General features: G+C 50.0%; 8 protein-coding genes. All 8 read right to left on the minus strand.

All coding sequences use genetic code 11. The annotated features are described in order from the left end of the window. Window positions 1–10: 10 nt before the first annotated feature. The 8 genes from QRN24_RS13405 to QRN24_RS13440 all read right to left on the minus strand — a co-directional run bounded on the left by QRN24_RS13405 (window position 11) and on the right by QRN24_RS13440 (window position 14,223). Window positions 11–802 (minus strand): hypothetical protein, encoded by a 792-nt coding sequence (locus tag QRN24_RS13405; RefSeq protein WP_169330407.1) that lies wholly within the window; start codon window positions 800–802, stop codon window positions 11–13. Then, the gene (gene dpdH, locus QRN24_RS13410; RefSeq protein WP_284942795.1) at window positions 799–3,867 is read right to left on the minus strand and encodes a protein DpdH; all 3,069 of its coding nucleotides are present in this window, start codon (window positions 3,865–3,867) and stop codon (window positions 799–801) included. Before dpdH ends, QRN24_RS13405 begins: the two co-directional genes overlap by 4 nt. Next, window positions 3,867–4,772 carry a protein DpdG gene (gene dpdG, locus QRN24_RS13415; protein ID WP_000022531.1) on the minus strand — a complete coding sequence of 302 codons (906 nt, stop codon included), beginning with the start codon at window positions 4,770–4,772 and terminating at the stop codon, window positions 3,867–3,869. The genes dpdH and dpdG overlap by 1 nt, the downstream gene beginning before the upstream one ends. Next, entirely contained in the window at window positions 4,756–7,323 is a 2,568-nt protein-coding gene (gene dpdF / locus QRN24_RS13420) for a protein DpdF (protein WP_169330408.1), read from the minus strand. The genes dpdG and dpdF overlap by 17 nt, the downstream gene beginning before the upstream one ends. 5 nt (window positions 7,324–7,328) lie before the next feature. Continuing rightward, entirely contained in the window at window positions 7,329–10,484 is a 3,156-nt protein-coding gene (gene dpdE, locus QRN24_RS13425; RefSeq protein ID WP_172860585.1) for a protein DpdE, read from the minus strand. 436 nt (window positions 10,485–10,920) lie between these two features. After that, window positions 10,921–12,051: a DGQHR domain-containing protein DpdB gene (gene dbpB / locus QRN24_RS13430; protein WP_103774113.1), complete on the minus strand. Its 1,131-nt coding sequence runs from the start codon at window positions 12,049–12,051 to the stop codon at window positions 10,921–10,923. Continuing rightward, window positions 12,048–13,298, minus strand: coding sequence for a tRNA-guanine transglycosylase DpdA (gene dpdA, locus QRN24_RS13435; RefSeq protein WP_049283008.1), 1,251 nt, complete (start codon window positions 13,296–13,298; stop codon window positions 12,048–12,050). Before dpdA ends, dbpB begins: the two co-directional genes overlap by 4 nt. A gap of 73 nt (window positions 13,299–13,371) precedes the next feature. Next, window positions 13,372–14,223, minus strand: coding sequence for a hypothetical protein (locus tag QRN24_RS13440; RefSeq protein ID WP_169330506.1), 852 nt, complete (start codon window positions 14,221–14,223; stop codon window positions 13,372–13,374). Window positions 14,224–14,305 lie beyond the last annotated feature (82 nt).

The raw sequence follows: 14,305 nt of genomic DNA on the forward strand, positions 1-14,305 counted from the left end.
CTACGGCTCCTTACAGGCGTCTTATGCGATAGCGCGTCGGGTCGTCTTCTTCCGTCAGCCAACTGAGTACATTAGGCGTCAACATATCGAGCGTGGCACCTTGCCCGGCTACGGCTTTGAGGAAGAGATTGACCTCTTCTGGCACATCCAGCTTAAGTGCTCCGCGTTGCTGGCAGAGTTTCTCATGCAGGTCTCTCACCGTATCAAATTCTTCAATGGTTTTCGGCAGCCCCCGGCTACTGCTGGTGAACTTTTCCACGAGATCACTGTAGTGCTGTTGTACTTTTCGTTGTCCTTCCTGATGCGCCAAGTTACTGAACAGTCTCTGATCCACTTCCCACTGCGCTTTTAATCCGCGAATATAGTTAACCCACGCCGCGGTGGTGTGCGTGCTGAGTTCGCTGGCTAAGCGCCTAATTTCTTGAGTAAGCAGGGCAAGTTCACCCTCTTGCTCAACATCATGTTTATGCGTCGCGTACTGCTGGCAAAAGGCCGTCAGCAGGATTTGTGGATTGCCGAAAGTCGCACGGTCAAACGGACCAACAATCGGCTTACCCGTTTCATCGTCGTGGACCTGCCTTAACACCCTATAGCTACAGAGGGCCTGTGCTAGTGTTTGAGTCGGAGTATCGATTTTTTTTGCTATCCGCAGCAGGTTATCGCGGATATCCTGAGCTTTCTCCATTTGTTGGTAGCGTTGAAGGCGTGCTTTAAAATCACCGCTGCGCCGTGCAAAAATACCGCGTTCTTCCGGTACGCTGGCTACGGGAGTTACCACGTCATTGATGTTTACTTCACTCATGATAAGTCCGCCTCCAGCAGCGTTAACTGTTCAGCCAGGTTTGCCAGGGTATCTGTAACTTGGTTTTCTGCATCCTCAACTTGGTCTCCGCCCTTATCGCTTATACGCTGTTGCACATACTTGTCGGTGGCGTCTTCGAACTTGCCCCAAGTCTCTAATAACTGTCGAAACGCCTCAAACTGCTCGCCATTGATGGCAAGGATCTCTCTCATCAACATGTGCGAGTTATCGGCTGGCAACGTCAGTTTTTCCAGTTGTCTGATCAGTTTTTTCAGCTCTGGATCTTTCCAGTTCTTCAGCAACTTCAGCAGTACCGGTACAGTTTCACCCATTGGACGGGCGACGTCCGCGCTATTCGCCAGTTCGACTATCTCCTTCATGGTGTCGCAGAGGTTCACCGCTGCCAGGCTGGCGCTGTTGCCGTCGCTCAGGCGTTCAGTGATGCTCTCTTGGGTCTTCAATAGCAGGGTGCGGTAGCCACCGAGCTTACTTTTGACTTCATGGATCTTGCCCGGTTGTTTGCCAGCGTCTGGCAGTTGTTTCTTAGACGCCTCCACCAGCATTAAGCCGTTAATAGCATACGGCTGAGCACCCGGTTTTTTCGCCGCCGTAAGCGCGATTAAACGCTCGCGACGTTTCAGATGCTCATCAATCACGGTGTCGCGCGCTTGGGTTAAGAACTCATCCAGCAGTGGATGGTTGCTGTTTGCGACTTGCGGTTCCGTTAACAGTGCCTGCACCAGCGTGGCCGGATGGGATGCTGATAATCCATCCAACCCAAGGAATGCACCACTTAACTGCAGATCGTTGATGATACTAGAAAGCTCCTCGCGTTCTTCCTGCAACACCTTGAGTTTTACTTCGTGCTCAATGCAATCCATGAAACTATGAAAGGCGGCGTAGTCGATCTCACTGCCGTCATAATCCCAACTCTGATAATGGTTGAAGTGCGCCATCGCCAGACAGGCGCTACGCAACTCAGGAGTATCTTCAAGCTTCACCAGCGGATGTGACTGATTCCCTACAAGCACGCCGGGCAAGTGGATCCTTCCCTGAGTTTTTGCTGAGCTGGCCATGAGAGAGGTCTGGATAAGCTCAGTTGACCAGTCGATACGGGCATTCAGCGCTTCCAGGAGCCACTTACGAATGTCGCGGGCTCTGGTTTGCTCGAGCGTCTTGCTCTGGTGCCATTTATCCAGCACGAGTTTCCATTCATCAAGTGGTGATGGTGGTGCCGGTACTGATTCCGGTACTGGTACAGGTTCCGGTGCTGGTTCCGGTGCTGGTTCCGGTGCTGGTTCCGGTGGCGTTCCACCGCCCCCCAACAGTACTGCCGCATCCGGCAGACCAAACTCTTTACAGATGGCGGGCGTAAGACCTGCCAGGTTTGTACTATTTCCCCCCCAAACAGCCAGCAGTGAATTAATCCGCTCAGGCTGGCTGAGGCCTTCCAGGCGTATCCTCTGCTGTAATGCCGGGTTACATACAATCTCAGCAAATTGTGATGGCGGGAACTGCCCGTCCAGATAATTCTGGCGATACTTTTTCAGTGGCTCGCGCAAAATTTCATGCAAAATATTACGCGGGATAAACACTAGGCCTTGTTCTTTAACTTTGCAGTGTCGTTCTACCAACTGCCCAATGGCTGCTGGGTTGAAGGGAAACAGCGGATGACCAATGCTACTGCTGCCAAAACTGGCCAGCGCTGGCGCAGCAGATTCGTTCTCCAGCACCTCCTGATCCTGCCATACAGGAATCTCCTGATAACACTGCGCGTCCTGCTGGAGGTGATAAGTTTCCAGAGCAGCAGCGCCGTGACGGGCAGCGTTGAGATAGCGGCCGCAAAAGTCAATAACGCGTTTTTTCAGCGCGACATCGTTTTCGCTGGCATGCTGCTGGATCACCCATTCGTAGCGGGCGCGGGTGCCTAGTGTATTACGTAGGCGCTTAAAGCTATCGTGACCCTCAGTAACCGCAATAATCGATCTTAGAGTACATAAAACTTTTTTGCCGTCGTACTCATCTTCCTCTATCAGACAGGCGATCAGGACATCTTCAATCGCCGAGGTGGCGGTAAGATCTTCCACAAGAAGGATCAGGTCGCGACCTTCTGCCAGCAACTGTCGGCGGATCATACGCATCAGATCCTGGAAATTGGCCCGGTTAAAGCTAAATAGTTCGACGAAGGTGTCTTCTAACGCCTGGCTGCGCACCACGTTGACAACGCGAGCCGCTGCTTGCTTTTTTTCATCGCTGGTAAGCAACTGTTGGTTGCGCAGGTAGGGAAGCACTGTTGGTGAAACCTGCCTGAAGTCCAGTCCTTTGAAGGTGAAGTCTTCCGCAGACATTTCATACCGCAAGTTGGCAATACTGTCGTCGTTAGCTCCCTGGCAGAAGCGCTGCGCTATATTGTGAAGACAGGCGCCAGGAGCAGTGAAATACTGCGTCATCACGCTGTCAAAAAACAGCGCGGGCAGTCGAGATGATGCTGCGTGTTGTTGAATTTCTTCCAGCTGCTTTTTTCTGCTTTCTTCCAGCTGAATTTTTCCCATTTTTTCTTGGCGAAGCTCTTCAATGGCATCTGTATATGCTGCGTTTAGCGCTTGACGCAATTTAAGAGCAATATGTTCGGCAACGTTTTCGGGGATTAATTGCTTTCCAACTCCGTTAACCTTTTCACGAATACTCTGATACTCCTCGCCGTCAAGACCTTCCAGAATGGCGGCAAGTACACGTGGCAGAGAAGCATTTTTGGGGATGCGGATAATGTGGTATTTCGCATGATCTTCACGACGTTTGAGCTGAGCATGAACCCAGCGTACCAAGTGGGATTTCCCCACGCCAGAAGCGCCAATTAGCGGCAGCGGGCGGTTATGTTCAAGCAGAAAGTCCAGCAGCGCCCCCTCTCCCACCTGCGTGACCTTACCACTTTGAAACTCAATGCGGTCGAGACGCATCGGTTCATGCACCGCCAGCAACTGGCTGTCAGCCAGTGACTCAGCCTCGGTTAGGATGCAGGCAGTAACGTTCTGCTCGCTGGGCCAGTAGCTCTGTAGTTGTGGCATTAGTGGACTCCCACATCATTTAAGGTCAGATGGGTTACGGTACGCAGCACGCTGCCGTTCCGGCCGGTTAACTGCATTGCGCCGCTGGCGTCAGACTCAGCCTTCATGTTGATTACTCCAGAAAGCTGAAGCCGCAGCAGCGCACGCGACAGCGAGGTGGAAAGGCGGTTAGGGCTAAGAGAGTGCCAGCCATACAGACTGATACGCTCCTCGACCTGCTGGCGATAACTGCCACCATCTAGCACCGGGAGCGCCCGATTAAGACGTTGCAGCACTTCGCCGATGGAAAGTTGTTCGCCAACACGCATAAGGAACGGTAACTCTTCACGAATAGAATCGGTGGGGTCAATGGCGTAACTGTCGCGAGTGAGTTGTTGAGCAAAGCCCAGCCAACTGAGATACCCCGGAACGACAGCAATTTCATTACTGTTGATACGAAAATCAGGTATAAACGTGTTCACCAGCACTTCAAGGTTGCCCGATTTGATTTCTGCGTTCTGATAGACATCCAGCGCCAGCAGCAATGCAGCCAAAAGGGTAAGGTCGACGGCGCGTTCATCGCGTGAGCTCAGGTCACTGTTATTTTCCTGTGCCTGTAAACAGCGGCGCGCAGCCTGGCGCAGCGGCATACTTTTTGTGCTGAAATAGTTCGCGTTGAAACTGATTTGTGTTGTCTCTTCTACTTTTTCTTCCGTCAGTAACCCCAAGTCCAGCCATGCTCTTAATTCCTGAGACGCTTTACCACGTGCATTTTGTGAGTCGCCGGTTTGCAATGTTTCCGGTGCACAGAGCGCCATCAGCTTTTCACGCGGTAGTTGGTTCTTCGGGCTGGCTTTCAGCACCTGATAAAATGCGGCCAGCACGGCATACTGGCTGCCACCATGGGCATTATTGATAATCGACACTGTCTAGTTTCCTTTGAAGTTGTTCGATGGTGATCCAATTGTGATTATCGAGAAGAACGTAATGCGCCCCGCCAGGATGGTGAGGATCGGGCATATCATGCGGGATCAGCGTCAGTTGTAATGGTGCTGGGTTGAAAGGCGGCAGGTAACCATTGGCGCAGGACTCTTGAGTGGGAAGTACCAACTCTGCCAACTCGGCCATTACATCGTTATCCGGCGCTGGCTCATCACGTGCAGGCAATTCGTCACTCAACAAGATCAGGCGCTCACCGCGCGGAATGGCGCTAAATATACTATGCAACAAGGCAGGATCTGCCCAGACGCGCTGGACAATGCCTCTATGATACAGTTGCACCAGTAGCGTCGCGATGCGGTGATACCAGTTCTCACGTTCCCACTCATCGTCGTTAACTGGCGGATAGGTGATAAAGCAACTGGAGTAAGATAGGCCGCTGAGCGCCTGCCAGCGGCTTAACGCCTGCTGTGCCACCGACGCTGGAGGGTTAAGCAACAGCGTCGGTGGGCTCGGATAATTACTAGTAAGCGCCTGCTTATCGCGACAGGCAGGGCAACCACCACAGGCGTGACCCGGAATAAATTCCGCCATGGAGTAGAGATCCACAAGTGCCTCGCACAGCGGTCTGCTCAGTGGCGTATGCAGCCAGTTGATTAATGCATTATGGTTAGCCCTTGCAGCTTGCAGCGTCTCTTCACGGGAAGGGATAATACGTGTTTTCCACAATTCTTCTCCGGTGTGGTGACTACGCAGGATGCGTACTACCAGTGAATTTCCGTTCTGTCGGATGATTTGCTCTTTTGCCGCTTCGTAGCGATTAACATCGGCAAAGTCTTTTTTGTCTGGCGGGTTTTGTAGATCGGCATCCAGTTCCAGCACTCCTGCACGCACCATCATCAGTACGGTACGCAAGTTCCATAATTTATTTTGTTTGCTGCGGAAATTAAGGCCGCTATGGATCCTCTCTATATCAATACGATACAGGTTGTCGCCCACCGATTCGGCACTACCCCATAACTTTTTCCAGCGTTCCAGGCCCAACTCAAGACCAATCAACTTTTGTGAGGACAGATGTTCTGCCTGTTTGACATCCTGATGATTGTAAATTAGCAGTGAGGTACAGGCATAGCCATCGCGTCCACCACGTCCCACTTCCTGGTAGAAGCGGTCCATGTTTTCCGGCACTGTGGCATGGATCACTGTGCGCACGTCGTTTTTATCCATACCTACGCCAAATGCTGAGGTCGCAATCATGATATCCAGTTGGTTTTTATCCCATTTTTCCAGCAGGCTTCGGCGTACTTCACTCGGTGTATCACCGGTAAATGTTGCCAAACGCTGATACCCCTGCAAACGCAACTGTTGCGCCCACTCTTCAGCTTCTTTCGGTCGCGTCACGTAGAGGATCAGCGGGCGTGGCGCATGAGCCAGCGATTGCAGCACCTTATCCCGTTTGTCGCTGTGGTCTTTTGCCCGATAACACCAGTAAGCAGGTTCCGGGCGCAGATGGCAGGCATGGACTTCGCTCATCTCCTGATCGAAGGTATCGCGCAGGATTTTACGGCTGGCTTCGGTGATAGTCGCACTCATCAGCAGTGTTGAGCACGGTGTAAGATTCGCTTCACGGCTGATGCGTTTCAGCCCACGAATTAAGCCACCAAGTTGCTGGAAATGCGGGCGAAAGTCGTTCCCCCAGCTGGCGACAATATGCGCTTCATCAACAATAACATGGCGCAGCCCTCCCTGTTTTGCTGCTTCAAATAAGGCGAACTGCAGGGAACTGCAGGTCGCTTCAGGAGAGGTGACGATCAGCCGCTGCTCACCCACACGGATACGCATGTACGTATCATATTTATCCTGCGCCGGTAAGCCGCTATACCAGCCGGTGACAGATTCTGCTTTGTTCCCTGCTTCAATCAGTAACTTCCGGAAACGGCTAGCCAGCTCCAACACCAGCGCCGTGGTCGGGGCGATCAGTACACAAAGTGCCCCGGGAGCTGAGGCTGTCAGAGCTAATGCTTGCGCTACCAGTGTTTTCCCGGTGCCAGTGGGCAAATTGACCAACAGCGTACTGCCCGGTGGGGCGAACAGAGCCCGGCGTACCGCATCGCGCTGGCCCGGTGCCTGATAGCTGATATAATTGTCCTTCTTGAAGTAACGGCGCAGGACATAGTCCATCGGTACTCGAGTGTCCTGGCGGCAGAATTGGTGCTGATCGCTGGCGAGAAAAGGCATGCCGTTTCCCTGCTCCAGCCACTGCGGACACCAAGCAGGGCCAGCGCTGAGCAGAAAGGTCTGACCTAGTCGTTGACAGTTAATACCGCTGGCTTCCCACTCCTCCTGTCTTGGCCAACCAGGGTGGCTGTCATCAGGGACGGTCAGTTCGTTATTGTTGTGGTGGGCATGTTTTTCCCGGTACAGCCAGTCACGGATCAACGCCCGGCGGTCGAGGTGTCCGGCAGTCGCCTCTGGCAGCAGGCACTCACTCAACCTTGATGAAATAACATCATTATCAATCAGTTGCGCCAGATTCATCCGGTTTATGAGTCCTCATCCAATATAGCTTCTGATGCAATGATTAAGGCACGCGTCGCCAGGCAGGTCATTTTCGGCTGTGCAATACCCTGGCGCAGCATCTGCCCTGTCTCCTGCCGGTTAGCATGATGCAGCGCGGCGCTGCTTAGATAATGTTCCAGTCGGCTCAGGCTGAGAGCCTGTTGTGTGGCGAACTGTTCCACCGCCAGTCGCTGGGCTATGCTATAGCTATCGTTACACCAGGTGCGCCAATCTTTAGCGCTGATGCAATGGGAGATCTGCGCCCAGCGTTCCTCATTGAGATTTAGGTGGCGTCCGCCCTTATCCTTCGGTTTATAGTCTTCATTAAGTATCATCAACACCTCTGCGTTGGTGACCTGCTCGCCGGCCTGGTCCAGCCACAAGGTAATGGTTTCAGGAGGCATCAGATGGTCGGCCAGTCGTTGCAGTGCTGGTGTATTGACATCAGCTTCAATCAGAAAATCGTAGCGGAAAAAAATATTTTCATCGCCCATGCCTGGTGTGATGCGGATAATCGCGCTAGCAACACCGCGTTCTTCAAAATCCAGCATTTGTAGGATGGCATCATGGAAAGGTTCACCCAAGCGAGCCGGGCGGATTTTACCCTGAGAGGTATCAGCCCGGTAGTAGCTAAGTGGCCAAGTCATGGGCGAACTTCCGCTAGATTGGTTGAGATCAAAGCCCAGCAGGCAGTGTTTTTGTAGGCGCTGTGGGCTGACTAAGGTGCCCGTCCCTCTATCACCAGGGTTGAAGCGATAGCGGAATATCGATGGATCTTTCTCATCTGGAATAAAATCGAATTTCAGTACATTACCTATCAGATTACGAGCGCAGCGGCGGAATTCCTCTTCATTCTCATCTATATCCGCCAGTGCATCGGCATACTCTCTGGCTTCGATGATATCGCCATCAATTTGCAGCAGGACTTCCTGCATTTCAATGCGCTGCTTTTCCACCGTAAGGCGGCCATCTTCACCAGCCAGACGCGCACTGAGTTGCATCATGCTCTCTTCACCCAGCGGGTAAAGATTGGAAATAAGCCGCTGTAATTCCTCATCAATCAAGTATTGTAGGCTTGCAATCGACTCTTCGAAGACATTGAACACTTCATTGAGAATAGTCAGCCACTGATTTTGCAGACCCTCTGCTTCACTCACCAGCGCCATGCTGAGGATAGTAGTCGCACTCTCAGTCGCGCAGTAGCGATTCAAGCGGCCAAGACGCTGTTCCATACGGTTAGGCGACAGCAACAAGTCGTAATGCAGCGCAATCTTGCGCCCGCCGTGCAGATTGACACCTTCTTCAGCCCGGCGATCGCACACTAAGATCTGGCATTTGCTTCCCTTGCCAAAGCGCACTTCTTTGTCGGGGTTATGGCGCTGGATTTTGCCAATAAATGGTATCATCAGGTCGGTAAATACCTGGTCGGCTACCCATGGCTGGTCACAGAACACCACAATATAAGGGAGTTCTCTGACGTTACTATCCAGAAGTTTTTCCAATACATCAATTAAGCGCTGGCGCTTGCTGTCACACTCCATTTTGCAGCGGTCTATCAGCTCAAGCAGGATCTCCTTCTCGCCATCAAACAGCGGATGCTGCAACAGCGCGAGCTGTGAATCACTATAGAGAAAGCCCTGCGCGGCACCAAGTGACTCCTGCTGTAAGCGATAGTTTGCAAGCCGGGCCAGTAGTTCCGGCGTAGCGATAGCGGCTTCAAACAGTAACTGATAAATTGCCGCCAACGTGGGGTCTTGTGGGTGCATCATTATTGCCGATTCGCGCCAGGCGATCATCATGTCGTTGCTGGCGTTCGTCGTGGCATATTTTTTTAGTGATAGGCCGGACAAGCCAGGCATCAGGACGCTAATGGCGGGGTTGCTACGGCGGTTGCGTAGCAGGCGGTGGTGCAGACGGTAACGGTTACCAATGTAGTGGCGGATTTTATTGATCAGCAGATCACGCGCCTCACTCCGCAGCGGTTGCATCATATCTAAATGGGGAAGCAACTGTGAAGCCATCCCGTTTAGTACTTCATCCTCAGGAAACATCCTAGTCAACGCTTCCAGGTTCTCTTCCAGCGTCATGTTGTCGTTATCACAGTTAAACGCGTAGAACAGTGAACCTATTTCTTCGCGCTGCTGGATACGCTGCTGAAATTTCTGTAAGCCAGTGTCAGTCAGTGGGTAATTTTTAGCATCCAGCAGATGCAGCATGGCCAGGAAGTTCTTTTCATTGCCAGTTACGGGTGTCGCTGATAGTAATAGCAATTTTTCACTTTGTTGCGCCAAGTAGTTCACACTAGCGTAGCGCTGCTCGTACTCTGCATCCCATGCCCAGGCACCGACCTGATGAGCTTCGTCAATCACCAGCATATCGGGGCGGAACGACAGGGGGTCCGCTGTGCTGAAGGCGGCCATATCAATGATATGGATCGACTTATTAAGCAGTTCCTCCAGGTGAAAACGTGCAGAAAGTTCCTGCTGCCACTGCCGGTGCAGAACTCCAGGCGCCACAATCACCACGCAGTGGGTGAGCGGATTTTCCGTGACGTGTTGACGCACGATCAGCCCAGCTTCGATGGTTTTCCCGAGGCCGACTTCATCAGCCAACAGATAGCGTTGAATAGGGTCAGATAACACCCGACGCGCGACGGCCAACTGGTAAGGTTCGAGTTCAATACTGGACGACAGCGAAGAGGTAATCCCAGCACAAGCGTTGCGTTGTTTCAGCATCTGATGCTGATAAGCTAGACGGGCATCTTGCCAGAAGGGGGTATAGGTAATGCGCTCGGCCAGAAGGGCCGCAGCATCGCTGATAGGGCGATCCCAGCGCACAAAGATATCATTTAAGCTGACGTCTTCCTGCTGCTTGTTAGGAAAATGCAAACGCACCCCTCCAGGCACGGCACCAACAACACGTGCAATCTGCCAGTGTGCAACCTCGTAGTCGTAGCGATAAACCAGACTTTCCGCGTGGAGTTCGGCTTTTTTTAGGTGTTTTACTTCGACAGTTTGCTCTATGCCTTCATAATTTACGGGGGAATCGAAATACTTAATTAGAGCATCATTATTGTTAATGCGAATAAGTTTGCCGATTCCATAAGGCGAGTCAACGAGGTCGCCAACTTCAAGGGGCATATATCCATCCATAAATTTGCTGTGCGTAACAGTGATTTTAAAAGCCTTTGATTAATGGTGATTTTTTTATACGTATAATATCACTGAATACAAGGACAATGTCATACACTGCAACCCGTAAAGATGATTGTCAAGGAGGGGGATCACGGTTACTAGTCTACTATGACTTTTAGGGGGATTGGTGGGTAATCCGGTGCGGCCTATGACTTATTTACCGGCTTTCAAAACTCGTGAAACGACTAAATCTCAACAAAAAAAATCTTGATTTTTCATAAGTTACGAACATATATCGTAACAAGGTCAGCGTTTGATGATAAGAATGAAAGCATGGGGGCTGTCTGGCGCTTGCACAGAATTTGAACTTCTGCACCATATCTGCAGCCCCCACGTCGATAATCAGCACTCGATACTTCTAATGCCAATTGGGTTGTCACCCTTATTTAATATCTGCATTGACAGTTTTCATATAGCTAGTTACCAAATAGTCAGTAACCAAAGATATATCTTTTGAAAGATTTTGCAGTTCGTTCCATTTACGGACGATAGGCTGACCATCAATATCTGTGCCGAAGTTCCACACGCCACTGCTCCATGCACAAAGCGGCTTTATTCGGTTTAGCTCTTCGACAAAACGAGTGTAGGAAGGGATCTCAGTCCAGCCAGGTTCACCTTTATAGTCCTGATGGACCTGATCGATTTCATCCATCAAGCTGCCAAGCGCAAGAATACCAACGCCATGTAACAAGCGGGAATAGCGAGGCTTTTTATCCCAGTCATCAGTAAACACAGTTTCCACAGCCGACCAGAAGTTATTCAGCAGTTTCACCATCTTCCCTTCATCCCCCAACCCTGTCGCCGGGTCACGGAAGCGATACAATGCTCCCTCGCGAAGACTGGCATCGATCATTTTGATCATCGAGTTGTCAGCAATAACCCCATCAGGATTGGTCGCCGTTTTGATACGCCCTGCAAGTGAACCTTCGCCGAAGTTCAGTCGTTGAGTCAGCAGTGAAGGAAACTTACGCATTTGCAGATCGGATGGCAAACGACCGTGGGTATGCGGTGCCAGTTCGTATAACAACGTTTTGGGCAACGGTTTTGTGGAGTTAACCAGCATGAACTGTTCACGCTGTTCTTCCGCGTCATTAGCGATAAAAGCGGAGACCGGCATCATAAACGAATTGATTTCTGCATCCCGCAAAGCAGCAGTACGTTGTTGACCATCCACAATAAAACCTGGCTTCTCAAAATCCTTATCTTCGGAGAAAGGTATTACCAGATGTCCCATGTCGTCATTATCTGTAAGCGGTTCAAAACGCACACGCTTATCAAAAGCGATAATCACCGGGTTTGGTATCATCGGATTTGCGCTCTCAATGTAGCGCTGAATTTCGCGAATATGGTTACGTACTTCTGGACGCTGATAACCAACCAAACTCTCTTCGCCGCGACGAATACGCGAAATCGCTGCAATTTTGCTGATCTGTTTACCTTCTATCGCAAGGCTATAGAGTTGCCTCTCCTCACCCTGTCGGATTCGCAGGGCAGGAACACGATATTCACTCATGACAGTTCCTCTGAGCGTAATGACAATGTGTGCTGTAAACGGTTGTACAACACCTGAATATTATGGAAACCGCGGCGACGGTTACGTTCTGCTCCGCGGAAAATGATGACATTGATACCGATGGCCTGGCAAATATTGCACTGGCATTGTTTCCAGGGTCGTTCTCCTAGCGTACGTTCATAATCCGCACGAATTTTGTCGGCCTCTTTTTCACCCGAATGCAGACGTTCATAAGCCAAGACTGCATCAAGAGCCTTCTCAAGGGACAAAGCCCCTTTATCGTATTCGAACAGGGCATTCATGGCATCCTTTTCCAGATGCCGTGCAATATCCTGATCAATCACGCCAGATTTAATTTTGCGACTCAAACTTGGATTCGCATCAAACTGAGGGACACGCACAGCGGTATAGGCCGGGCCATCAGGCGTATGATAGTTGTTTTTTCGATCTTTGAAGGCCTGCTGAAGCGGTGTAGTCGAGTCAATACTGGTCACACCAAATTTGATAAAGTCGGAGAAACTCTCTGGACGGGCAATACCAAGCAAGTGAACACGCGTATCACTTTTCAGCAACGGCTTAATCTCTTCGAGAGTCTCTAGGATCTGCGCCGTTTTCAACGGCACCATCCCCCCCATAGTGATATTTTTGTATCCCATGGCCAGCAGGGCCTCTACAGACTGACGGTAGGAGGTTTTGCTCCATCCATGTGCAACGCCAAAGGGGGTGAAACAGGACTTTTGAGACTTATTTAAAAACTCTTGAGCCAAGGTCAGCGTGATATCCTGGCGTCGGCGACACTCAGTCAATACTTCGCCACTAAATACCTCACCAGGTTTTTCATAGCCAAAAACGATATGATCGAGCGAAACGCCATGGTTAAAGCGGGAAGTTTCGTAAAACTCAATCACCTCTTCCACACGGTATGGCGGGACGTCCTGATTAACATAGGTGAAGGCTCCGCAATCACCCATAGTTTCCATATTTTCCGGCAGACGGAAAAAGTGCTTCATTCCATTACGGAAGTAACGCAAACGCTGGGCACGAGTATATTTGCTCTCGCCGCCGCCAAGACCATCAACTACAGCTTTAGAAACCAGCATACCATCGTAAGGATGAGGAAAAATCTCATGCGGATACTGATCGTCACGTTGACGCACGCGATGTTCGTTACGCGTTTCGCGGAAGAAGTCGAAACTGGGATCGATAAAATCCTGACTATCAGGGAAAAAATACTTTAGCTTCGACAACTTACTCTCCTGTGACGCCACTGCAAAGCCTCAAAAAACGGGGGATTCTACCATGAAACCCAGGCAAGTAGCATTAAGGTTTAGCCTCTCTCAGGGCCATAAACTCAGCCCGAAAACGTTTTTCCTCAAATGAATTTCCCGAGTCACGAAATTCACGCAACGCGTGTGTTGCACTGATACCAGGATTTTTTTCCATAATCTTTAAAATGAAAGACTTAACTTCCTCCGGACTACGACGAATTCCTTTTTTCACTTCACGCTCAGGTAACTCCTTGAGTTCTTCTTTTAACTTTTGAGATAACTCATTTAAATCATTGAGTTGTTTTGACGTAAATTCCTTCACAATGTATTTTGCCACACTGATATTAAGCATGAGCATATTGCATCTCAGCCACTGAGCCATATCTTGGTTGGTTTTGAAAAGGTATGTAGTTAACCTACCATTGATTTTTTTGGAAGTTATAATAAGCAGTTGTTTTTTTGCATCAACCAGATACTCAAGACCATTAATGATATCTAGTTCAATTGCATTAATATAATCTGGAGAGCCACAGATAATATAATAGTCTCTTTTTCTTTTTTTCATTAATTCTACAATAGATGTAGGATGCTTAGATTTAAAAATAGATCTATTGGTTATTTCTTTCCACCATGTTCTATGAAAATTTTTCCCTACATATTCTTGAGAATACAATGGTATTGATTCGTCATATCCAACAGCAAAGGTCGCTTTATAAGGTACAACATTGTCTTTGTGGTGAAGGAGTCCTAAACCAGCAGAAAGAATCCATAAATCAATAGGATAATCCTCTAAGATGGCTTTAGCCGTCGCCCAGTGCCCACCTTTATAAAGATCCTCTGCACATACAGTTGCAGATGTAGAAATAGCTTCATTCAGAGCATTGCACCAAGAATTCACGAGCACATTTGAAGGGGTTCGGCCTGATGAAAATTGACTCAGACTCAATATATCCCTACTACCGTAGTGTTTGCCGTTTGTACATGTG

Source organism: Enterobacter sp. MEB024, assembly GCF_030209635.1.
In the GTDB taxonomy this organism is placed as follows: domain Bacteria; phylum Pseudomonadota; class Gammaproteobacteria; order Enterobacterales; family Enterobacteriaceae; genus Enterobacter; species Enterobacter ludwigii.

Excerpts from the sequence above, each read along its gene's own strand:
- QRN24_RS13405 (WP_169330407.1), bottom strand. The coding sequence starts at position 802 with ATGAGTGAAGTAAACATCAATGACGTGGTAACTCCCGTAGCCAGCGTA.
- dpdH (WP_284942795.1), bottom strand. The coding sequence starts at position 3,867 with ATGCCACAACTACAGAGCTACTGGCCCAGCGAGCAGAACGTTACTGCC.
- dpdF (WP_169330408.1), bottom strand. The coding sequence starts at position 7,323 with ATGAATCTGGCGCAACTGATTGATAATGATGTTATTTCATCAAGGTTG.
- dpdE (WP_172860585.1), bottom strand. The coding sequence starts at position 10,484 with ATGCCCCTTGAAGTTGGCGACCTCGTTGACTCGCCTTATGGAATCGGC.
- dbpB (WP_103774113.1), bottom strand. The coding sequence starts at position 12,051 with ATGAGTGAATATCGTGTTCCTGCCCTGCGAATCCGACAGGGTGAGGAG.